Origin of the sequence: Amycolatopsis viridis (genome assembly GCF_011758765.1) — a bacterium.
GTDB lineage: Bacteria > Actinomycetota > Actinomycetes > Mycobacteriales > Pseudonocardiaceae > Amycolatopsis_E > Amycolatopsis_E viridis.
On the sequence record NZ_JAANOU010000001.1, the window covers coordinates 2100758 to 2121489 of the forward strand.

18 protein-coding genes are annotated in these 20732 nt (G+C 72.3%); 10 read left to right on the forward strand and 8 right to left on the reverse strand.

Features of this window, described 5'->3' with window-relative positions; translation table 11 throughout:
* Position 1: 1 nt before the first annotated feature.
* The 5 genes from hsaD to FHX46_RS10360 all read left to right on the forward strand — a co-directional run bounded on the left by hsaD (position 2) and on the right by FHX46_RS10360 (position 5138).
* Entirely contained in the window at positions 2–847 is an 846-nt protein-coding gene (gene hsaD, locus FHX46_RS10335) for a 4,5:9,10-diseco-3-hydroxy-5,9,17-trioxoandrosta-1(10),2-diene-4-oate hydrolase (RefSeq protein WP_167112809.1), read from the forward strand.
* Position 848: 1 nt separating this feature from the next.
* Positions 849–1751, forward strand: a complete 903-nt coding sequence (hsaC, locus tag FHX46_RS10340) for an iron-dependent extradiol dioxygenase HsaC (protein WP_167112811.1) — start codon at positions 849–851, stop codon at positions 1749–1751.
* Positions 1748–2278: a 3-hydroxy-9,10-secoandrosta-1,3,5(10)-triene-9,17-dione monooxygenase reductase subunit gene (gene hsaB / locus FHX46_RS10345; RefSeq protein WP_167112813.1), complete on the forward strand. Its 531-nt coding sequence runs from the start codon at positions 1748–1750 to the stop codon at positions 2276–2278. Before hsaC ends, hsaB begins: the two co-directional genes overlap by 4 nt.
* Positions 2279–2715: 437 nt before the next feature.
* The gene (locus FHX46_RS10355) at positions 2716–3921 is read left to right on the forward strand and encodes a M20 metallopeptidase family protein (RefSeq protein ID WP_167112814.1); all 1206 of its coding nucleotides are present in this window, start codon (positions 2716–2718) and stop codon (positions 3919–3921) included.
* Positions 3918–5138 (forward strand): metal-dependent hydrolase family protein, encoded by a 1221-nt coding sequence (locus FHX46_RS10360; protein WP_167112816.1) that lies wholly within the window; start codon positions 3918–3920, stop codon positions 5136–5138. Before FHX46_RS10355 ends, FHX46_RS10360 begins: the two co-directional genes overlap by 4 nt.
* Before the next feature lie 249 nt (positions 5139–5387).
* Here the strand turns inward: FHX46_RS10360 and FHX46_RS10365 are convergent, their stop codons facing one another.
* The 3 genes from FHX46_RS10365 to FHX46_RS10375 form a co-directional block, all read right to left on the reverse strand.
* Positions 5388–6191, reverse strand: a complete 804-nt coding sequence (locus FHX46_RS10365) for an alpha/beta fold hydrolase (protein ID WP_167112818.1) — start codon at positions 6189–6191, stop codon at positions 5388–5390.
* An 88-nt stretch (positions 6192–6279) separates the two neighbouring features.
* Positions 6280–7005, reverse strand: a complete 726-nt coding sequence (locus FHX46_RS10370; protein WP_167112820.1) for a class I SAM-dependent DNA methyltransferase — start codon at positions 7003–7005, stop codon at positions 6280–6282.
* Positions 7006–7458: 453 nt separating this feature from the next.
* Positions 7459–8622, reverse strand: a complete 1164-nt coding sequence (locus FHX46_RS10375; RefSeq protein WP_167112822.1) for a steroid 3-ketoacyl-CoA thiolase — start codon at positions 8620–8622, stop codon at positions 7459–7461.
* 240 nt (positions 8623–8862) lie between these two features.
* Here FHX46_RS10375 and FHX46_RS10380 point away from each other — a divergent pair, with 240 nt between their 5' ends.
* The gene (locus FHX46_RS10380) at positions 8863–10089 is read left to right on the forward strand and encodes a cytochrome P450 (RefSeq protein WP_167112824.1); all 1227 of its coding nucleotides are present in this window, start codon (positions 8863–8865) and stop codon (positions 10087–10089) included.
* Positions 10090–10139: 50 nt separating this feature from the next.
* Complete coding sequence (locus FHX46_RS10385) at positions 10140–11657, forward strand: amidase (protein WP_167112826.1); 1518 nt, start codon at positions 10140–10142, stop codon at positions 11655–11657.
* Here FHX46_RS10385 and FHX46_RS10390 read toward each other — a convergent pair.
* Positions 11618–12202, reverse strand: coding sequence for a dihydrofolate reductase family protein (locus FHX46_RS10390; protein WP_167112828.1), 585 nt, complete (start codon positions 12200–12202; stop codon positions 11618–11620). The genes FHX46_RS10385 and FHX46_RS10390 overlap by 40 nt on opposite strands.
* Before the next feature lie 79 nt (positions 12203–12281).
* Here FHX46_RS10390 and FHX46_RS10395 point away from each other — a divergent pair, with 79 nt between their 5' ends.
* The gene (locus FHX46_RS10395) at positions 12282–13280 is read left to right on the forward strand and encodes a sigma-70 family RNA polymerase sigma factor (protein ID WP_208400092.1); all 999 of its coding nucleotides are present in this window, start codon (positions 12282–12284) and stop codon (positions 13278–13280) included.
* Here the strand turns inward: FHX46_RS10395 and FHX46_RS10400 are convergent.
* Genes FHX46_RS10400 through FHX46_RS10410 form a run of 3 tightly spaced genes read right to left on the reverse strand, consistent with a single transcriptional unit; the run spans position 13223 to position 16402 of the window.
* Positions 13223–14383 carry a thiolase domain-containing protein gene (locus FHX46_RS10400; RefSeq protein WP_167112829.1) on the reverse strand — a complete coding sequence of 387 codons (1161 nt, stop codon included), beginning with the start codon at positions 14381–14383 and terminating at the stop codon, positions 13223–13225. The two genes, FHX46_RS10395 and FHX46_RS10400, sit on opposite strands and share 58 nt — an antisense overlap.
* Positions 14384–15433, reverse strand: coding sequence for a thiolase domain-containing protein (locus FHX46_RS10405; RefSeq protein WP_167112831.1), 1050 nt, complete (start codon positions 15431–15433; stop codon positions 14384–14386).
* A gap of 12 nt (positions 15434–15445) precedes the next feature.
* A complete protein-coding gene (locus tag FHX46_RS10410) occupies positions 15446–16402 on the reverse strand; it encodes a Zn-ribbon domain-containing OB-fold protein (RefSeq protein WP_167112833.1) in 957 nt (318 codons plus the stop codon).
* 90 nt (positions 16403–16492) lie between these two features.
* Between FHX46_RS10410 and FHX46_RS10415 the strand changes: the two genes are divergently transcribed.
* A complete protein-coding gene (locus tag FHX46_RS10415) occupies positions 16493–18046 on the forward strand; it encodes an acyl-CoA synthetase (RefSeq protein ID WP_167112835.1) in 1554 nt (517 codons plus the stop codon).
* Between the two features lie 213 nt (positions 18047–18259).
* Here FHX46_RS10415 and FHX46_RS10420 read toward each other — a convergent pair whose 3' ends face one another.
* Entirely contained in the window at positions 18260–19048 is a 789-nt protein-coding gene (locus tag FHX46_RS10420; protein WP_167112837.1) for a crotonase/enoyl-CoA hydratase family protein, read from the reverse strand.
* A gap of 58 nt (positions 19049–19106) precedes the next feature.
* On the opposite strand from FHX46_RS10420, the gene FHX46_RS10425 reads away from it, so the two are divergent.
* On the forward strand, positions 19107–20723 hold the full coding sequence (locus FHX46_RS10425; protein WP_167112839.1) for an acyl-CoA synthetase: 1617 nt from the start codon (positions 19107–19109) through the stop codon (positions 20721–20723).
* Positions 20724–20732: the final 9 nt, after the last annotated feature.

Here is a 20732-nt window from a genome sequence, read left to right on the forward strand (position 1 = left end):
GATGACCGAGGGCAACTACGCCGACGTCGGCGGGGGCTTGCGGCTGCACTACCACGAAGCCGGCACCGAACACGCGGAAACCGTGGTACTGCTGCACGGCGGCGGCCCGGGCGCGTCGGCGTGGAGCAACTTCGCCCGCAACATCGAGGTGTTCGCCAAGTCGTTCCGGGTCGTCGCCGTCGACCAGCCCGGCTTCGGCCGGTCGGACAAACCGGCGCAGCACCCCCAGTACTTCACGCACAGCTCGGCCGCGGTCGTCGGCCTGCTCGACGCACTCGGCATCGGCACGGCCCACGTGGTCGGCAACTCGCTCGGCGGCGGCACCGCGGTGCGGCTCGCGCTGGACCACCCGGAACGCGCCGGGCGGCTCGTGCTGATGGGGCCGGGTGGGCTGAGCACCAACCTGTTCGCACCCGACCCGACCGAAGGCGTCCGCGCCCTCAGCCGGTTCGCCGCGCCACCCGGACCCAGCAAGGAGAAGCTCGCCGCGTTCCTGAGGCTGATGGTGTTCGACCCGTCGCTGATCACCGACGAGCTGATCGAGGAGCGCTACGCCGCCGCCAGCACGCCCGAGTCGCTGGCCGCGATGCGCGCGATGGGTGCCTCCTTCGCCGGACCGGACCACGAGCAGGGCATGCTCTGGCGCGACGCGTACCGGCTGCGGCAGCGCGTGCTGCTCGTCTGGGGCCGCGAGGACCGGGTCAACCCCCTCGACGGTGCGCTGGTGGCGCTCAAGACGATCCCGCGCGCCCAGCTGCACGTGTTCGGCCGTTGCGGGCACTGGGTGCAGCTGGAGCGTTTCGACGAGTTCAACCGGCTGGCCCTGGACTTCCTGCGAGGTGAATGAGATGGGCATCCGCTCGCTGGCCTACCTGCGCATCGCGGCCACCGACATGGCCGCCTGGCGCGAGTACGGGCTCAAGGTCCTCGGCATGGTCGAGGGCAAGGGCTCCCATCCGGAGGCGCTCTACCTGCGGATGGACGACTTCCCGGCGCGGCTGGTGATCGTGCCCGGCCAGACCGACCGGCTGGCCGTCGCCGGATGGGAGACCGCCGGAGCGGCCGATCTCGACGAGGTGCGGGCGCGGCTGGACGCGCACGGCGTGCCGTACAAGGAGGGCAGCGCCGAGGTGCTGGCCGAGCGCCGGGTCACCGAGCTGATCAGCTTCGACGACCCGTCCGGCAACACCCTGGAGGTGTTCCACGGCGTCGCGCTCGAGCACCGGCGGGTGGTGAGCCCGTACGGGCACCGGTTCGTGACCGGCGAACAGGGTCTCGGGCACGTGGTGCTGTCCACCCACGACGACGAGGCGGCCCTGCACTTCTACCGGGACGTGCTCGGGTTCCGGTTGCGCGACTCGATGCGCCTGCCGCCGCAGATGCTCGGCCGCCCGGCGGACGGCCCGCCGGCGTGGCTGCGGTTCTTCGGCTGCAACCCGCGCCACCACAGCCTGGCGTTCCTGCCGATGCCCACCCCGAGCGGGATCGTGCACCTCATGATCGAGGTGGAGCACACCGACGACGTCGGCCTGTGCCTGGACCGCGCGAAACGGCGGGGCGTGCCGATGTCGGCGACCCTGGGCAGGCACGTCAACGACCTGATGCTGTCGTTCTACATGAAGACCCCGGGCGGGTTCGACGTCGAGTTCGGGTGCGAGGGCCGCCAGGTCGACGACGAGTCCTGGATCGCGCGGGAGAGCACCGCGGTGAGCCTGTGGGGCCACGACTTCAGCGTCGGGATGCAGCCATGATCGAGGCCGCGATCGAGCCGGCCCGGTTCCGCCAGGTGCTCGGGCACTTCGCCACCGGCGTCACCGTCGTGACCACGATGGACGGTGCGGAGCCGGCCGGTTTCGCGTGCCAGTCGTTCGCGGCGCTGTCCCTGGACCCGCCGCTGGTGCTGTTCTGCCCGGGCCGGGCGTCGCGGACCTGGCCGGTGATCGAGCGCAGCGGCCGGTTCGCGGTCAACGTGCTGGCCGAGGGGCAGCACCACGTCAGCCAGGTGTTCGGCGCCCGCGGGGCGGACAAGTTCGCCGGGGTCGGCTGGCGCACCGCGCCGTCCGGGTCACCGGTCCTCCAGGACGCGCTGACCTGGGTCGACTGCGCGGTGGAGACGGTGTTCGAAGGCGGCGACCACTGGGTCGTGGTGGGCCGGGTGACCGCGCTGGGCGAGCCGTCGGGCGGGCGGCCCCTGCTGTTCTACCGCGGCCAGTACACCCGTGCGGCGCCGGTCCGGGCGGACGTGATCAGCTGGGCCGGCCCGGACGACTGGTTGTGACGGCGGACATCGGGCGGCCCCTGGCGGACGCTCGTCGTGAGCAGGACCACTGAGGCGGATCACCACGGGCACGACGGGTCCATGATCGGTACATTCGATCTTACCGGGCGGCGCCTGGCTCCTGCGTCCACAGTGGACAGAACCGGGATGGCGCACACCGTCGTCGACCCGGCAGGCCTGGCCAACCCCGTGCCCTACGGCTACAGCCACCTGACCCGTACGTCGAGCGGACTGGTCTTCGTGGCGGGGCAGTACGCGGCCGACGAAACCGGGCAGATCGTGCTCGGCCAGCAGATCGGCGGGATCTGGGGACAGCGGCCAACCCGCCCAGACCCTCGCCGGCGTGGCCCGGCTGGCGCTGCCCGGGATGCTCTTCGAGGTGGACGCGATCGCCGCGTGACCTGCCATCCGGCGCCGCGCGGCTCTAGAGTCGGGTAATGGATCTCAGGCAAGACGCGCAGGAGCTGTCCGGCGATCTCGTGGCACTGCGGCGCGCGCTCCACCAGGTTCCCGAACTCGGTCTCGACCTGCCCCGCACCCAGGAGACGGTCCTCGGCGCCCTCGACGGCCTGCCCCTGGAGATCAGCACCGGCACCGGCCTCTCGTCGGTCACCGCGGTGCTGCGCGGTGCCCGGGACGGCGGCGGTGGCCCGGTCGTGCTGCTGCGCGGCGACATGGACGCGCTGCCGGTCACCGAGGACACCGGCGCCGAGTTCAGCTCGCGGCACGAGGGCCGGATGCACGCGTGCGGTCACGACCTGCACACCGCGGGACTCGTCGGCGCCGCGAAGCTGCTGTCGGCACACCGGGACCGGCTCGCCGGGGACGTGGTGTTCATGTTCCAGCCCGGCGAGGAGGGCCACGACGGTGCCGGGCGCATGATCGCCGAGGGCGTGCTGGAGGCGGCCGGCCGTCCGGTCGCCGAAGCCTACGGGCTGCACGTGGTGTCCGCGATGATCCCGCGCGGGATGTTCGTCTCGCGGCCGGGGCCGCTGATGGCCGCCGCCGACGGCCTGTTCGTGCGGGTGCTCGGCGCCGGCGGTCACGGGTCGCGGCCGCACGCCGCGCTCGACCCGGTGCCGGCGGCGTGCGAGATGGTGACCGCGCTGCAGACGATGGTGACCCGCCGGTTCAGCGTGTTCGACCCGGTCGTGGTCACCGTCGGCACCTTCCACGCCGGCACCCAGCGCAACATCATCCCCCCGGACGCCCGCTTCGAGGCCACCATCCGCAGTTTCTCCCGGCAGGCGCGGGAGCGGGTGGCGGAGCTGGCCGTCCCGCTGTGCCGGGACATCGCCGCGGCGCACGGCCTCGAGGTGGAGATCCGGTACCAGGCCGAGTACCCGGTCACCGTCAACGACCCGGCCGGGCACGAGTTCGTCGCCGAGACCGTGCGGGAGGTGTTCGGCGAGGAGCGGTTCGCGGTGGCTCCGGATCCGGTCACCGGGTCCGAGGACTTCTCACGCGTGCTGGATCGCGTCCCGGGCGCGTTCGTGTTCCTCGGTGCGACCTTCGCCGACGACCCCGACTCGGCTCCCTACAACCATTCTCCGCAGGCATCGTTCGACGACAGCGTGCTCGCCGACGGCGCTGCGCTGCTCGCCGAACTGGCCGCGCGGCGCCTGCAGGGGGTGCCAGCATGACCCGGATCCTGTTCGCCGGCGGCCGCGTGTTCGACGGTACCGGCAGCGACCCGTTCGAGGCGGACGTGGTGGTCGAGGACGGGCGCATCGCCGGGATCGGCACCGGCCTGGACGGCGACGAGGTCGTCGACTGCGCCGGCACCACGCTGCTGCCCGGCCTGTTCGACTGCCACGTGCACGTCACGGTGTCCGACATCAGCCTGATCAAGCAGTTCCAGAAACCGTTTTCCTACCAGTTCTACGAGGCCGCGCGGAACCTGCGCAGCACCCTGGAGCTGGGCATCACGACGGTGCGGGACGCGGGCGGCGCCGATCTCGGCATCAAGAAGGCGCAGGCGGACGGACTGATCGCCGGTCCGCGGCTGGACATCTCGATCGGGATCATCAGCCAGACCGGCGGGCACGGCGACGACTGGATGCCCTCCGGGCACTGCGTCCCGCTGACGCTGCCGCATCCCGGCCGCCCGCGGACGGTGGTCGACGGGCCGGACGAGATGCGCAAGGTCGCCCGCACCCTGCTGCGCGCCGGGGCCGACGTGCTCAAGGTGTGCACGACCGGCGGTGTCCTCTCCCCGGGCGACGACCCGCGGCACACGCAGTTCTCGCCGGCCGAGCTCGACGTGCTCGTCGCCGAGGCGGCGATGCAGGGTAAGGCGGTGATGGCGCACGCACAGGGCACCGACGGCATCAAGAACGCGGTGCGGGCCGGGATCCGGTCCATCGAGCACGGGATCTACCTCGACGACGAGGCCATCGACCTGATGCTCGCGCACGGCACCTGGCTCGTGCCGACGCTGATCGCGCCGATCGCGGTGATCCGCGCGGCCCGGGCCGGCGCCGCCCTGACCGACGAGATGATCCGCAAGGCCGAGGACGTCGCCGAGGTGCACGCGGACTCGGTGCGCCGGGCGGTCGAAGCGGGGGTGAAGATCGCGACGGGCACCGACAGCGGTGTCGGCCCGCACGGCACGAACCTCGAGGAGCTGCCGTTGATGCTGGCGGCCGGGATGACGCCGGGTCAGGTGCTCGCGGCATCCACCTCGTCGGCCGCCGAGCTGCTCGGGTACGGCGACTCGCTGGGGCGGCTCGCACCCGGGTTCCGCGCGGACCTGGTGGTCGCCTCCGGCGACCCCTACGACCTGGCCGCGCTGCCCGGGCGCATCCGGGAGGTGTGGCAGGACGGCGTGCAGGTGGTGGCCCCGGGTGCAGCGAAGTGACCTTCGCGCGGGTGCTGCGCCCGCCGGCGGAGACCGGCACGTGAAAAGACCCCCGGGCCGCACCGAACTGGGGGAGGAGGGCACGGCCCGGGGGCCTACGCTCCAGCGCCCGAGGGGGAGGTAAGCGCCGGAGCTCCGGCCGGTGCGAAACTGGGGAGGATGACACCGGCCGTATGTCATCAGGATAGCGCGCGTTGTCCCGCCGGAAACGGTTTCTCAGGAACTCGGCAGGTTTCCGGCGGGAGCGGGTCAGAGCACCAGATCGGCGAGAACGACGTTCAGCGCCGCGGCGAAGGTTTTCGCGTCCCGTTGCGGGGCCAGGTGTGCCCCGGGCAGCTCGACGAACGGCAGTCCGAGTTCGAGGGCGAGCGCGCGAGCCGGCCGGTAGTGGTAGTAGCCGCGGCTGCCCTCGCCCGCGGTCAGCACGATCGGCACCGGGGTGCGGCGCAGCGCGTCCAGGTCCGGCAGGTAGCGGTAGATGCCGACGAGTTCGCGGTCGAACAGCACCTGCCACTCGTGTTCGTGCGGCAGGCGCACGGTCTTGAGCGGGGGCAGCCCGGCGCCCGCGATCGAGGCGAGGAAGGCCCGGAAGGCGCCGAAGACATCGCCGGAGGCGCTCCGCGCCGCCTGTTCCCGGGCGAAGGCGATCCAGTCCTCGGCGTCCGGCAGCAGGCCGACCGCCGGTGGCTCGTGCACGACCAGGCCACCCACCACCTCCGGGTGCCGGGCGGCCAGCTCCAGGCCGATCTGACCGCCCGCGCTGCTGCCGAACACGAGCGCCTTGCCGTAGCCGAAGTGCTCGACAACGGCCCGCGCGTCGTCGGCGTGGCGGGTGACGGTGAGCGGGCCGCCGGTGCGGCTCGCGCTGCCGAAGTGGCCGCGCCGGTCGTACCCGAGGACGGTGTAGTCCCGGGCGAGTTCGTCGGCGAGGGCGTGGTAGGCGGCCGCGGCGCCGGTGCCCCCGGCGACCAGGAGCAGGGCCGGACCCGATCCGCGCCGCTCGACGTGCAGTTGCCCGTCCGGCACCGGGCACGTACCGCTGTCCGAGATCATGTGCGCAGTCAAGCACAGCGCGGCGGCCCGCCCCGCCGCCAGGGCCGCGTCGGCGCCGCCCTCCACAGTGGATCGGGGCGGTCTCTGGCTAGGCCCGTTCGGCCAGGAACACGAGTTCCGCGCCGGGCCGGTCCGGCGCGTCCCGCACGTCCGCCACCCGGAACCCCTGGGCCGCCAGAGTTCCGGTGATCTCCGTGCGGTCCCGGAACCGCAGCGTCGAGTCCGAAGTGACCACCTCGCCGTCGTCGTGGAACCTGTAGGTGAACCGGAACGAGACGAGCGGCAGGCTGACGTCGGTCACCTCGAGCCGGCGGGTCACGGTGCCCACCCCGGGGACGTCGAGCACGAGCGGCTCACCGGCCGCCGCCCAGTCCTCCCAGGCGCGCCGGTCCGGGCGCCGCGTCTCGAACACGAACCAGCCGCCCGGCCGCACCGCGGCGTGGATGCCCGCGAGCGTGCGGCTCCAGTCCTCATCGGTGACGAAGACCTGCGCGACGTTGCCCGTCATGACCGCGAGATCGGCCCCGGCACGCGGCAGGTCGGTGGCGTCCCCGTGGATCCAGGTCACGTGACCGGCGGTGTCCTTCGCCCTGGCGATCTCCAGCGAGGCCGCGGCCGGGTCGACGCCGATGACGGTGCGGCCCCGCGCGGCGAGCAGCAGCGCCAGGCTGCCCGTCCCGCAGCCGACGTCGACGACCCGCTCCGCGCCGAGTTCGTCGGCGATCGCGAGGTAGTTACCGAGGTCGTCGCGGGGGCCGTCGAAGGTGTCGTAGACGGCGGCGAGACGGGGGTGGGCGAAGATCGCGTCCGGCATGCCCGCGACCGTATCCGCGGGTGCGGTGCGGCGCGACCGGTTTCCCCGGCCGCCCCGGCGTGTTCGCCGCCCCCGCGGGCGTGTTCGCCGCTCCGGCGGGCGTGTTGGCCGCCCACGGCAGCGTGTTGGCCGCTCCGGCGGGTGTGTTGGCCGCTCCGGCGGGTGTGTTCGCCGCCCACGGCAGCGTGTTGGCCGTTCCGGCGGGTGTGTTCGCTGCCCACGGCAGCGTGCTGGCTGCCCGCGGCGGCAATCGGCTCCCGCCGGCGTGTGGCGGGCGAGCCGGCCGGTGCCGCCTGCCACGAGCAAGGCGCGGAACCGTGCACCGGGACAGCCGGTTGGTGCTGCACGCGTTCCCGTCCGCCGACGGCGACGCGAAGCGCTCCGGTACGACCGTCGCGGCCACCGATCGCGGCCGGCGCACGTGCGCCTGGTGGGAGCGCGGTCGTCCGGGACCTACAGCCGCTCCAGGACGGTGGCCGTGGACAACGCACCGCCCGCGCACATGGTCACCAGCGCGGTGGTCCGGTCGCTCCGTTCCAGCTCGTGCAGCGCCGTGGTGAGCAGTCGCGCGCCCGTGCTGCCGACCGGGTGCCCGAGCGCGATCGCGCCGCCGTTGACGTTGACCCGCTCCGGGTCCGGCGCGTGCACCTGCTGCCAGGACAGCACCACGGACGCGAACGCCTCGTTGACCTCGAACAGGTCCACGTCGCCGATCGTCATGCCCGCGCGCTCCAGCACGCGGAAGGTCGCCTGGACCGGGCCGTCGAGGTGGTAGTACGGCTCGGCCCCGACCAGCGCCTGCGCGCGGATCCGGGCACGGGGCCGGAGTCCCAGCGCGGCTGCCCGGGCGGAGTCCATGATCAGCACGGCGGCGGCCCCGTCGGAGATCTGGGACGACGTGCCGGCCGTGTGGATGCCCCCGTCGAGCACCGGCGTGAGCCGGGCGAGGCCCTCCGGTGTCGTCTCGCGCAGGCCCTGGTCCCGCGCGACGAGCCGGGTCTCCCCGGTCGGCTGCCCGTCGGCGTCCAGCACCGGCGCCTTCACCGGCACCACCTCGCGGTCGAACCGGCCCTGCGCCCACGCCGTGGCCGCCTTCGCCTGTGAAGCCAGGCCGAACCGGTCCGCGTCGGCACGGGTGATGCCCCGCCGCCGGGCGATCCGCTCCGCCGCGCCGTACTGGTTGGGCATGTCGATCGACCACGAGCCGGGCTTCGGCGCGCCGGCGTCCACCCCGCGGTTCGCGCCGAGCGGGATCCGGCTCATCGCCTCCACGCCGCACGCGACACCCGCCTCGATCGCGCCTGCCGCGATCAACCCGGCGACCAGGTGCGCCGCCTGCTGGGCGGAGCCGCACTGCGCGTCGATGGTGGTGGCGCCGGTCGTCTCGGGGAGCCCTGCGTGCAGCCACGCCGTGCGCGTCACGTTGCCCGACTGCTCACCCGCCTGCGTCACGCACCCGCCGATAACCTGTTCCACGATCGCGGCGTCCAGCCCGGCCCGGTCCACCAGCGCCCGCTGCGCGGACCGCAGCAGCTCCGCGGCGTGCAACCCGGCCAGCCAGCCACGTCGCTTCCCGACCGGGGTCCGCACGGCCTCGACGACGACGGGTTCACCCACGACGGCACTCCCTTCTCCCGCACCACCATAAAAGTAGAACTTGTTTCAGTATTGGGCAAGTGTGATCCAGGTCAACCGCTATTCGGTGACGAATCGGACGATATGCGCCGACCAGGGATTTCAAGATCGAGTAAACAGGTATCACTCAAACGCTCGACTTGGTTAACACCGTATGCTCTAATCGTCTCTAGAACGTGTTCCACGACCACGTGAGGCACTGAGGCACCTCGGGAGGTAGCCGTGGCCACGCCCCTGATCCCCGCCGGCTTCGATTTCACCGACCCCGACCTGATCGCGCAGCGGCTGCCACTGGCGGAGTTCGCCGAGCTGCGCCGCACCGCACCGGTCTGGTGGAACGCGCAGCCGTACAACCGCGCGGGTTTCCGCGACGACGGCTTCTGGGTCGTCACCCGGCACGAGGACGTCAAGACCGTGTCGAAGGACAGCGAGCTGTTCTCCTCGCGGGAGAAGCTCGCGATCATCCGCTTCGACCAGACGATGACCGACGAGAGCCTCGACGCGAACCGGCTCGTCCTGCTGAACATGGACGCCCCGCAGCACACCAAGCTGCTCCGGATCGTGTCCAAGGGCTTCACGCCCCGCGCGATCTCCCGGCTGGAGGACACCCTGCGCGAACGCGCGGCCCGCATCGTGCACGAGGCGAAGCGGAAGGGGTCCGGCGACTTCGTCGAGGACGTCGCGTGCGAGCTGCCGCTGCAGGCGATCGCCGAGCTCATCGGCATCCCGCAGGAGGACCGGCGCAAGATCTTCGACTGGTCCAACCAGATGATCGGCTACGACGACCCGGAGTACGACGTCGAACCGATCGCGGCCTCGGCCGAGCTCGTCGGCTACGCCTGGAACATGGCCGAGCAGCGGCGCACGTGCCCGATGGACGACATCGTCACCAAGCTGGTCCAGGCCGATGTGGACGGTGAGTCGCTCAGCTCCGAGGAGTTCGGGTTCTTCGTCATCCTGCTGTCGGTGGCCGGCAACGAGACCACCCGCAACGCGATCACGCACGGCATGAAAGCCATGCTCGACCACCCGGAGCAGTGGGAGCTCTACCGTGAGCGGCGGCCGAAGACGGCGCCGGACGAGATCGTCCGCTGGGCGACACCGGTCATCGCCTTCCAGCGGACGGCGACCGCCGACACCGAACTGGGCGGGCAGCACATCCGCGCGGGCGACCGGGTCGGCATGTTCTACAGCTCGGCCAACTTCGACCCGGAGGTGTTCGACGAGCCCGAGCGCTTCGACGTGCTGCGCGACCCGAACCCGCACGTCGGCTTCGGCGGCACCGGCTCGCACTACTGCATCGGGGCGAATCTCGCACGGCTGGAGATCGACCTGATCTTCAACGCCATCGCCGACGAAATGCCTGGTATCCGCGAGGTCGCACCCCCGGAACGGCTGCGGTCCGGCTGGCTCAACGGCATCAAGCACTACCGGGTGGCCTACACGTAGGGGTTACGCTCGCACCTCCCAGGTGATCGTCTGCGGCCAGGAGGTGCCCGGTGCCCGTCGTCCCGCCCACCCCGGAAGAACTCGCCGAACTCGGCGCACGTTACCGCTTCCGCTTCAGTGAAGCCGATCTGAAATCCTTCACCGGTCTGGTGGAGGCCAACCTCGCCGCGCACAACGCCGTCGAGCGCCTGTACGCGCGTTCGGCGCCCAGCGCCCCGCACCGGGACTTCTCCTGGCCCGGGGACAACCCGCTCGGCGCCTGGTACGTGCGCACCCGGATCCCGCCGACCGGCGACGGTCCGCTGGCCGGCCGCGAGGTGGCGGTGAAGGACAACATCGCGGTCGCCGGTGTCCCGATGATGAACGGCTCCCGTGCGGTGGAAGGGTTCGTGCCGCGCCGTGATGCGACCGTCGTCAGCCGGGTGCTCGCGGCGGGCGGCACGATCGCCGGCAAGGCGGTGTGCGAGGACCTGTGCTACTCCGGGTCCAGCTTCACGTCGGCCACCGGCCCGGTCCGCAACCCCTGGGACCCCACCCGCCAGACCGGCGGCTCGTCGTCGGGCAACGCGGCCCTGCTCGCCGCGGGCGAGGTCGACTTCGCCATCGGCGGTGACCAGGGCGGTTCGGTGCGGATCCCGGCGGCGTTCTGCGGCGTGGTCGGGCACAAGCCGACGCACGGGCTGGTGCCCTACACCGGCGCGTTCCCGATCGAAACCACGATCGACCACCTCGGCCCGATGACCCGCACGGTGCGGGACGCGGCGTTGCTGCTGGCCGTCCTCGCCGGCGACGACGGCTACGACCCGCGCCAGTTCCGCACGCCCGAGCCGCAGGACTACCTGGCCGCCGTCGAGCAGGACATCCGTGGCCTGCGGGTCGGGGTGCTCACCGAGGGATTCGGGCTGCCCGTGTCCGAGCCGGGGGTCGACGACGCCGTGCGCGCCGCGGTCGACCGGCTCGCCGCCGCGGGCGCCGTGGTGTCCGAGGTGAGCGTGCCGTGGCACCGGGACGGGTTCGACGTGTGGACCGTGATCGGCACGGACGGCACCGCCCGTCAGATGATCGACGGCAACGGCTACGGCATGAACGTCTCCGGCCGGTACGACCCCGAGCTGGTGGTGCACTTCGCGCAGGGCAGGCGCGCGCACGGCGACGCCATGTCGGACATGCTCAAGACCGTGATCCTCGCCGGTGCCCACGCCGCGGAGCGCTACGACATGCGGCACTACGCGATGGCGCGCGAGCTGGCGTGGGAGCTGCGGGCGGCCTATGACGCGGCGCTGACCGAGGTGGACGTGCTGGTCCTGCCGACCGTGCCCTACGTGGCGAAGCCGCTGCCCGGGCCGGACGCCAGCCACGAGGAGCAGATGGCCAACGCGCTGGCCATGGTCGGCAACACCGCCCCGTTCGACGCGAGCGGTCACCCGGCGATCTCGGTGCCGGCCGCCCTGGTGGACGGCCTGCCGACCGGGTTGATGATCGCGGGCCGCCGCTTCGACGACGCGACGGTGCTGCGCGTGGCCGCGGCCTACGAGCGGGAGGTGGGTGGTTTCCCCGCACCGCGGTAGCACAGCAGCACCGCTTCGCCCTTCCGCCCGGCCGAGTGCAGCCGCAGCTCGGCGGGCGGAGTGCGGTCGGCGAACAGCCGCCGCCCGGTGCCGAGCACCGTCGGGAACACCAGCAGGCGGTATTCGCCGACCAGGCCGTGTCCGGCCAGCTCGTGCACCACGCTGAGGCTGCCGGTGACGATGACGTCCTGGACGGCCGTGCGCGCGCGGACGGCCGCGACGAGGTCGTCGCCGAGCACCGACGAGTTCTGCCACCCGCCGGCGGCGGCCAGGGTCCGTGACGCGACGAGCTTGGGGATGGCGTTCATCCGCGCGGAGAACTCGTCGGTGCGGCCGGGCCAGATCTTCGCGAACAGCTCCCAGGTGGTGCGGCCGAGCAGCATCACCCCGGTGTCGAGCACCGGCCCGAGCTCGAACTTGTCGCCGGCGACCGCCTCCGGGCCGTGCCGGAACGCCCAGCCGCCGCCCGGTGTGCCACCGGAACCGTCCGGGTCCTCGGCGACGCCGTCCAGCGTGACGAACTCGATGACGATGACCTTGCCCATGGTGTGCTCCTCGGTTGTCCGCGCCGGCCGGGTGGCTCGACGGGGGTACGTACCGGCGGGAGCGGTCATACTCATCGCGATGCCGATCGCCGATTTCGCCGCGCGCACCGAACCGCACCGCCCGGAGCTGCTCGCGTACTGCTACCGGATGCTCGGATCCGTCCACGAGGCCGAGGACCTGGTGCAGGAAACGATGCTGCGGGCGTGGCGGGCGCGCGGGCGCTACGACGAGCGCAAGGCGTCGATCCGGACGTGGCTGTACCGCATCGCGACGAACGTGTGCCTGACCGCGCTGGAGGGCAGGGCGCGCCGCCCGCTCCCGTCCGGGCTCGGCCCGCCGAGCACGGACCCCGGGACGCCGCTGCGGCCGGCCTTCGACGTGCCGTGGTTGCAGCCCTTCCCGGACGCCCGGCTGGACGACCCCGCCACGCGCGCGGTGCACCGGGACAGCATGCGGCTGGCCCTGGTCGCCGCGATGCAGCTGCTGCCGCCACGGCAGCGCGCCGTGTGGGTGCTGCGTGAGGTGCTGGAGTTCAGCGCAGCGGAGGTGGCCGGCCTGCTCGGCACGTCGGCCGCCGCGGTGAACAGCGCGCTGCAACGGGCGCGGGCGGGGCTGGGCGGCGCCGTCCTCGACGACATCACCCGCCCCACCGACCCGGCCGCCCGCCGGACGGTGGAGGCCTACGTCCGCGCCTTCGAAGCGGGCGATGTCGGTGCGCTGGTCGAGCTGCTCACCGACGACGCCGTGCTGGAGATGCCGCCGGTGCCGCTGTGGTACCGCGGCCGCGACGACTACGCCGCGTTCATCCGGCGGGTGTTCGCGATGCGCGGGACCGGCTGGCGGATGGTCCCGATCGCGGCCAACGGGCAGCCGGCCGTGGCCGCCTACGCGCCGGAACCGGGGAGCGGGCACCGGCTGCACACGGTGCAGCTGTTCACCGTGACCGGTGGGAAGATCGCCCGCACCGTCGTGTTCGGAGACCCGGCGGTCTTCGCGGCCTTCGGCCTGCCGCCGGTCCGTCAGGGTTTGCCCGCGCCCACCACCCACATCGCGAAGTACTGCGATCCACCGCCGTAGGCGTGCCCGAGACCGCGCCGGGCGCCGTCGACCTGGTAGTCACCGGCCCGGCCCATCACCTGTTTGGCGGCCTCGGCGAAGCGGAGCATGCCGGACGCACCGATCGGGTTCGACGACAGCACCCCGCCGGAGGGGTTGACCGGCAGCCGCCCGCCCAGTGCGGTTTCGCCGGCCTCGGTCAGCCGCCACCCCTCGCCCTCGGGCGTGAAGCCCAGGTTTTCCAGCCACATCGGTTCGAACCAGGAGAACGGCACGTAGATCTCGGCCGCGTCGATTTCGGACAGCGGATCGGTGATCCCCGCCTCCCGCCACAGCGCGGCGGCCGCATCCCGGCCCGCCCGCGGGTTCACCTGGTCCCGCCCGGCGAACGTGGTCGGTTCGGTGCGCATCGCGGTCGCGTGCACCCAGGCCACGCCGCTTCCGGCCGCGTCACCGGCGGTCTCGTCACCGATCACCATCGCGCACGCGCCGTCCGACGACGGGCAGGTCTCGTCGTAGCGGATCGGGTCCCAGAGCACCTGCGAGGCGCGCACCTTCTCCACCGTGATGTCCGGCTGCCGCAGGTGCGCGTACGGGTTGAGCGCCCCGTTGCGCCGGTCCTTCGCCGCGACGATCGCGCCGACGTGTTCGGGCGCGCCGGACCGCCGGATGTAGGACCGCACGTGCGGCGCGAAGTACCCGCCGGCACCGGCCCCGACCGGCATGGTGAACGGCGGCGCGATCGACAGCGCCCACATCGCGTTCGACTCGGACTGCTTCTCGAACGCCACCGTGAGCACCCGGCGGTGGATGCCGGACTGCACCAGGCTCGTCGCGACCAGCGCCGTCGACCCGCCCACGGAACCCGCGGTGTGCACGCGCAGCAACGGTTTCCCGGTCGCGCCGAGCGCGTCGGCCAGGAAGAGCTCGGGCATCATCACGCCCTCGAACAGGTCCGGTGCCTTGCCGACGACGACCGCGTCGATGTCCGGCCACGCCACCCGCGCATCGGCCATCGCCCGGTCGATCGCCTCCCGCAGCAGACCGGGCATGGACACGTCGGTCCGTTTGGCGCGGTGGTGGGTCTGCCCGGTGCCGAGCACCGCGGCGAGCTGTTTCGCCATTCATGCCTCCAGGACCGCGACGAGGTTCTGCTGCAGGGCCGGCCCGCTCGTGGCGTGCGCGAGCACCTTCGAGGCCTGCCCGGTGAGGATCCGGGTGGCGGCCTCGCCGATGCGGGCGAGCCCGGCCGCGAACATCGGGTTGCCGGTGAGCACCCCGCCCGAGGGGTTGACGCGGACGTCGTCGCCGAGCCCGAGCGCGGTCCGCAGGATCAGCTCCTGGTGGGTGAACGGCGCGTGCAGCTCGGCGATCTCCACGCCGCTGGTGCCCACGGCCCGGCCGGCTGCCTCCGTCGACGGTGACCGGGTCAGGTCGCGGGCGCCGAGCACGGGCGTGTCCACCCGGTGTTCGATGCCCGTGATGACCGCCGGGCGCTCGGCGAACTCGGGTGCCCGGTCGGCGGCGGCCAGGACGATCACCGCCGCGCCGTCGGTGACCGGCGCGATGTCGTGTGCGCGCAACGGGTCCGCGAGGTAGGGCGCGTCCAGCAATTCGGTGACCTCGGTGATCCCGGAGACCTGGGCGAAGGGGTTGCGGGTGGCGTCGGCGCGGCTGCGGGCGGCGACCGCGGCCAGGTCCTTCTCGCTCCACAGTCCGGCGTCCAGCCCGAGCCGGGCCTGCAGGGCGGCGATGCTCACCGAGTCCGGCCACAGCGGCGCGACGGTGTAGGGGTCGAGCTGCAACGCCAGCACCCGGCGCAGCTGCCCGGCCGAGGACTTGCCGAATCCGTACACCAGCGCGGTGTCCGCCTCGCCGGTGCGGATCTTCAGCCACGCCTCGTACAGCGCCCACGCCGCGTCCATCTCGACGTGCGACTCGTGGATCGGCGGGAACGCGCCGATCGCGTCGATGGCGGAGATGAACGAGAACGCCCGGCCCGCCAGGTAGTCCGACGAGCCCGAGCACCAGAACCCGATGTCCTGATTGGACAGTCCGGTTTGCTCGTAGACCTGGGCGAGGATGGGCACGAGCATCTCCACGCCGTTGGTGGTGCCCGGGGTGGAGCGCACGTTCGGGGCCTGGGCGAACCCGACCACCGCGACGTCCCGCATGGCAGTTCCCCTCTACAGGTGGTGGGCGAAGGACTCGTAGGGCGCGTCCGGCTCGCCGGTCGGCTCGAAGTGGCTGATGTTCTCCAGGCTGGTCCACCACTCGTCCCGCGGTTTCCAGGCCGCGCGCACCCGCATGCCCATCCGGACCTGCGCGGCGTCGCAGCCGAGGACCAGGTGCAGGAACGCGATGTCGGCGCCGTCGAGCAGGATGTAGGCCGCCACGTACGGCGGCGGGATGCGCTGGCCGAGGAACGGCACGTTGACGATGCAGAAGGTGGTGACGATCCCGGTGTCGGGCAGCTCCACTTCGTCCACTGTGGGCACGCCGTCGGTGGGGCACGCGCCGCGCGGCGGGATGTAGACCTTCCCGCAGGCGGGGCAGCGCTGCCCGGTCAGCTTGCCCTCCGCGAGCCCGCGCAGGTAGCGGCTTTCCTCCGGCGAGGCCGAATGCCGGTAGTGCAGCTGGATCGGCGTGACCATGACACCGTCCTGCGCGGACCCCGGCGGCCGCGCGGTGCCAGGCCCGTCCGGGGCGCCGACGGGCAGGAAGTAGCAGATGTCCCGGATGTGCCCCACCGGCTCGTCGGCCCAGCGGACCCGCACTCGCAGCCCCGTGCTCATCTCGGCGGGGCCGGGGACGTGCACGGCGTGCAGCATCGCGGTGTCGGCGCCGTCCAGGCGGATCAGCGCCCAGGCGAACGGCGTGGTGAGCGGCTGGCCCGCCAGCGGTTCAGCCATCCACGACCAGGACAGCACCGTGCCCTCGTCGGACACCGGGACGAACTCGGTGAGCGCCGCGGCGGTGACCGGGTCGTACTCGACCGGGGGCACGTGCACGCGGCCGTCCGCGCCGCGCACGCCCTCGATGCGGCGCTCCCGCAGTCCGGCGGCGAACCGGCCGAGCACGGGCCCGAGGGAGCGGGTGTAGTCGAATGCCAGATCCAGCGGTGCGGACAGCGGTGTGCTCACGACTCGAAGTGAAACACGTTCTCGATCTGACGGCAAGACGCTCTGCCCGCGGCTTGCGCGTCAACTGGAACAGGTTCTAGATTCGGGGTTATGACCACCACACTGGAGACCATCGGCCTGTGGCGGATCGCGGCCGGGCACCCGGACCGGACGGCCGTCGTGAACCCCGACGGCGGCGAGATCGGCTACGGCGCGCTCGCCGGCAAGGCCGACGCCTACGCGCGTGGCCTGCGCGAGCTGGGCCTGGAGACCGGCGACGTGGTGGTGGTGCTGCAACCCAACGGCGCCGAGCTGCTCGCGGCCTACTTCGCCGCGCTGCAGACCGGGCTGTACGTGGTGATGGTCAACTGGCACCTGGTCGGTCCGGAGGTCGCCTACATCCTGTCCGACTCCGGTGCGAAGGCGTTCCTCGCGCACGAGCGGTTCGCCGGGGTGGCCACGGCGGCGGCGGACGAGGCCGGGATCCCGGCCGGCGCCCGGTTCGCCGTCGGCCACATCGACGGGTTCCGCGACGTGGCCGAGCTCGGCGCCGGGGGGAGCGGCCGCCCGGAGGTGCGGACGGCCGGGTCGCCGATGCTCTACACGTCGGGCACGACCGGGCGGCCCAAGGGCGTGCGCCGGCCGCTCAGCGGCGCCGATCCGGACACCGTGCCGGCCGCGTCCACGTGGTTCTTCGGCATCTTCGGTCTCGAACCGTTCGACGGGCACGTCCACCTGTGCGGTTCGCCGCTCTACCACACCGCGGTGCTGAACTTCGCGTCGATCTCGATCCAGCTCGGGCACCCGGTCGTGCTGATGGACCGGTGGGATCCGGAGGAGATGCTGCGGCTGATCGAGCGGTACCGGGTCACGCACAGCCACCTGGTGCCGACGCAGTTCCGCCGCCTGCTGGCGCTGCCGGAGGAGGTGCGGTCGCGGTACGACCTGTCGTCGCTGCGGAACATGATCCACGGCGCTGCGCCGTGCCCGCCGGAGGTCAAGCGGCGGATGCTGGAGTGGTGGGGTCCGGTGGTGACCGACTACTACGCCGCGACCGAGGGCGGCGGCACGATGATCACGGGTGAGGAGTGGCTGCGCAAGCCCGGCTCGGTGGGGCGGCCGTGGCCCGGGTCGGTGGTCAAGATCCTCGACGACGACGGCAACGAGCTGCCGCCGGGCCGGCCCGGCGCGGTGTACATGCGGATGGGGTCCTCGACGTTCGAGTACCACCGGGACGCCGAGAAGACGCGCAAGGCGCGGACCGGGGACCTGTTCACCCTCGGCGACGTGGGGTACCTGGACGAGGACGGCTACCTGTTCCTGCACGACCGCAAGAACGACATGATCATCTCCGGCGGGGTGAACATCTACCCGGCGGAGATCGAGAACGAGTTGGTCGTGCACCCGAAGGTCGCCGACGTCGCGGTGTTCGGCATCCCGCACGAGGAGTGGGGCGAGGAGATCAAGGCGGTCGTGCAGCCCGCGCCCGGCGTGGCGCCCGGGCCGGAACTGGCCGCCGAGTTGCTGGAGTGGGTGCGCGGGCGGCTGGCGAAGTTCAAGCTGCCCCGCAGCGTGGACTTCACCGAAGAACTGCCACGCGATCCCAACGGGAAGCTGTACAAGCGGAAGCTGCGCGATCCGTATTGGACGGACCGGCAGATCTGACCGCACAGTCCCGGCACAGCTTCCGCACAGCGCACGAAGAGCCACGCGGCGCAGGGCCGGGTCATGAGCGCAGGCACCCGGCTCACTGGTGCCGCCTGCCCGCGCGGTCCGGGCAGCTCGTCCGCTTCGCGGTGGTCCTGGGTGTTCCGCGTTGCGCACCCGCGCCGGGGTGGACGCCGCTGGTGGCGGCGGCGCCCACCGCGGCCACCGGCGTCAGCGGCCCTCGAACCGGGGTGTGCGCTTCTCCGTGAACGCCCGCGGGCCCTCCTTGGCGTCCGCGGACCGGAAGACCGCCAGCCCGTACCGGGCTTCCAGCTCGAACGCCTCCTCCTCGGCCATCCCCTCGGTGTCGCGGATCGTGCGCAGGATCGCCTGTACCGCGAGCGGGCCGTTGGCCGCGATCAGGTCCGCCAGCTCCAGTGCGCGGTCGAGTGCGGTCCCGTCCGGCACCACGCTGCCGATCAGCCCGATCTCCTTGGCCTCGGCCGCGGTGAGGTGCCGTCCGGTCAGTAGGATCTCCGCGGCCATCGTGTACGGGATCTGCCGCGGCAGCCGGACCGCCGAACCGCCCATCGGGAACAGGCCCCAGCGGGCCTCCGAGACACCGAAGCGCGCGCTTTCCCCGGCCACCCGGATGTCGGTGGCCTGCAGGATCTCGGTGCCGCCGGCGATGGCCGGGCCCTCCACGGCCGCGATCAGCGGCTTCGTGAGCCGGCGCCCCTTGAGGAGGCCCTCGATGCGAGCCGGGTCGAACGTGCCGCGCTCGTAGGAGTCGGCGGGGGAGTTGCGGCTCATCGACTTCAGGTCCGCGCCCGCGCAGAACGCCCCGCCCGCCCCCGTGAGCACACAGCACCGGATGTCCGGATCGCGGTCCACCCGGTCCCAGGCGCCGGTCAGGATCGCCATCATCTCGCCGCTGATCGCGTTGCGGACCTCCGGCCGGTTCAGCGTCACCACGAGCGTGTGCGCGCGTTGTTCAACCAGGGCGTGCGGCTGTGCCATGGGTACCTCCCCGCTCGGCGCCATTGCCCAAAACGATAACATGTTCTAGTTTGACTGAGTGGCTTACAACATCGCGGATCTGCTCGAGCACGCCGTCGACGCCGTGCCGGATCGCCCCGCGGTCATCTGCGGCGGGCGGCAGGTGACCTACGCCCAGCTGGACGAGCGGGCCAACCGGCTCGCGCACCACCTCGCCGCACAGGGCATCGGCCCCGGCGCGCACATAGGCGTCTATTCCCGGAACTCCGTCGAGATGATCGAGGCGATGTTCGCCGCCTACAAGCTGCGCGCCATCGCGATCAACGTCAACTACCGCTACGTGCAGGGCGAACTGGAGTACCTGTTCACCAACGCCGACCTGGTCGCGCTGGTGCACGAGCGGCAGTACGCCGACCGGGTCGCCGCGGTGCTGCCCGCCGCGCCAAAACTGAAACACGTACTAGTGATCGACGACGACAGTGACGCGGACTTCACCGGCTACGGCGGCGTCGACTACGAGACCGCGCTGGCCGCGCAGCCGCCCCACCGCGACTTCGGCGAACGCAGTTCCGACGACCTCTACATCCTCTACACCGGTGGCACCACCGGATATCCCAAGGGCGTGATGTGGCGCCACGAGGACGTCTGGCGCGCCCTCGGCGGTGGCATCGACTTCGTCACCGGCCAGTACGTCCCGGACGAGTGGGCGATGGCCGAACAGGGCAAGCAGGGCGGCATGGTCCGGCTGCCCGCCGCGCCGCTCATCCACGGCGCCGCCCAGTGGGCCGCGTTCGGCGCGATGTTCAGCGGTGGCACGGTCGTGTTCGTGCCGCAGTTCGACCCGCACCTCATCTGGCGCGAGGTCGCCCGGCACCGGGTCCAGGTGCTCACGATCGTGGGGGACGCGATGGCGCGCCCGCTGATCGAGGCCTACCACCAGGGCAGGTACGACGCGTCCTCGCTCGTGGCGGTGTCCAGCCACGCCGCACTGTTCTCCCAGCCGGTCAAGCAGGAGTACCTGCGGACCTTTCCGAACCTGGTGCTCACCGACGCCATCGGCTCGTCGGAGAGCGGTTTCACCGGCATCGGGATGGTCGCCAGGGACGCCGACCACTCCGCCGGCCCGCGGGTGAACTTCGGCAAGGACGCGGTCCTGATCGACGAGGACGACCGCGTGGTGCCCCGGGTTCCCGGTGCGACCGGCCGGATCGCGCGGCGCGGGCACGTCCCGCTGGGCTACTACAAGGACCCCGCCAAGACCGCGACGATCTTCGTCGACATCGACGGCCACCGTTACGTCGTGCCCGGCGACTACGCCCGCTACGAGTCCGACGGCACCGTCACCCTGCTCGGCCGTGGCTCGCAGTGCGTCAACACCGGTGGCGAGAAGGTGTTCCCGGAGGAGGTCGAGGGCGCGCTGAAGTCCCATCCGGACGTGTTCGACGCGCTCGTCATCGGCGTGCCGGACGGCCGGCTCGGCCAGCGGGTCGCCGCGATCGTCCAGCCGCGGCCCGGCACCGGTCTCGATCTGGGTGCCCTCGAGGCGCACGTGCGGACGAAGATCGCCGGGTACAAGGTGCCGCGCAGCGTATGGATCGTCGACGAGATCGGCCGGCTACCCAGCGGCAAGCCGGACTACCCGTGGGCGCAGCGGCACGCCGCCGGGAACCCGCCCGCCCAGCCGCAGAACGCCTGAAGGAGACCG

Excerpts from the sequence above, each read along its gene's own strand:
- hsaD (WP_167112809.1), top strand. The coding sequence starts at position 2 with ATGACCGAGGGCAACTACGCCGACGTCGGCGGGGGCTTGCGGCTGCAC.
- hsaC (WP_167112811.1), top strand. The coding sequence starts at position 849 with ATGGGCATCCGCTCGCTGGCCTACCTGCGCATCGCGGCCACCGACATG.
- hsaB (WP_167112813.1), top strand. The coding sequence starts at position 1,748 with ATGATCGAGGCCGCGATCGAGCCGGCCCGGTTCCGCCAGGTGCTCGGG.
- FHX46_RS10355 (WP_167112814.1), top strand. The coding sequence starts at position 2,716 with ATGGATCTCAGGCAAGACGCGCAGGAGCTGTCCGGCGATCTCGTGGCA.
- FHX46_RS10360 (WP_167112816.1), top strand. The coding sequence starts at position 3,918 with ATGACCCGGATCCTGTTCGCCGGCGGCCGCGTGTTCGACGGTACCGGC.
- FHX46_RS10365 (WP_167112818.1), bottom strand. The coding sequence starts at position 6,191 with ATGATCTCGGACAGCGGTACGTGCCCGGTGCCGGACGGGCAACTGCAC.
- FHX46_RS10370 (WP_167112820.1), bottom strand. The coding sequence starts at position 7,005 with ATGCCGGACGCGATCTTCGCCCACCCCCGTCTCGCCGCCGTCTACGAC.
- FHX46_RS10390 (WP_167112828.1), bottom strand. The coding sequence starts at position 12,202 with ATGGGCAAGGTCATCGTCATCGAGTTCGTCACGCTGGACGGCGTCGCC.
- FHX46_RS10395 (WP_208400092.1), top strand. The coding sequence starts at position 12,282 with ATGCCGATCGCCGATTTCGCCGCGCGCACCGAACCGCACCGCCCGGAG.
- FHX46_RS10400 (WP_167112829.1), bottom strand. The coding sequence starts at position 14,383 with ATGGCGAAACAGCTCGCCGCGGTGCTCGGCACCGGGCAGACCCACCAC.
- FHX46_RS10405 (WP_167112831.1), bottom strand. The coding sequence starts at position 15,433 with ATGCGGGACGTCGCGGTGGTCGGGTTCGCCCAGGCCCCGAACGTGCGC.
- FHX46_RS10415 (WP_167112835.1), top strand. The coding sequence starts at position 16,493 with ATGACCACCACACTGGAGACCATCGGCCTGTGGCGGATCGCGGCCGGG.
- FHX46_RS10420 (WP_167112837.1), bottom strand. The coding sequence starts at position 19,048 with ATGGCACAGCCGCACGCCCTGGTTGAACAACGCGCGCACACGCTCGTG.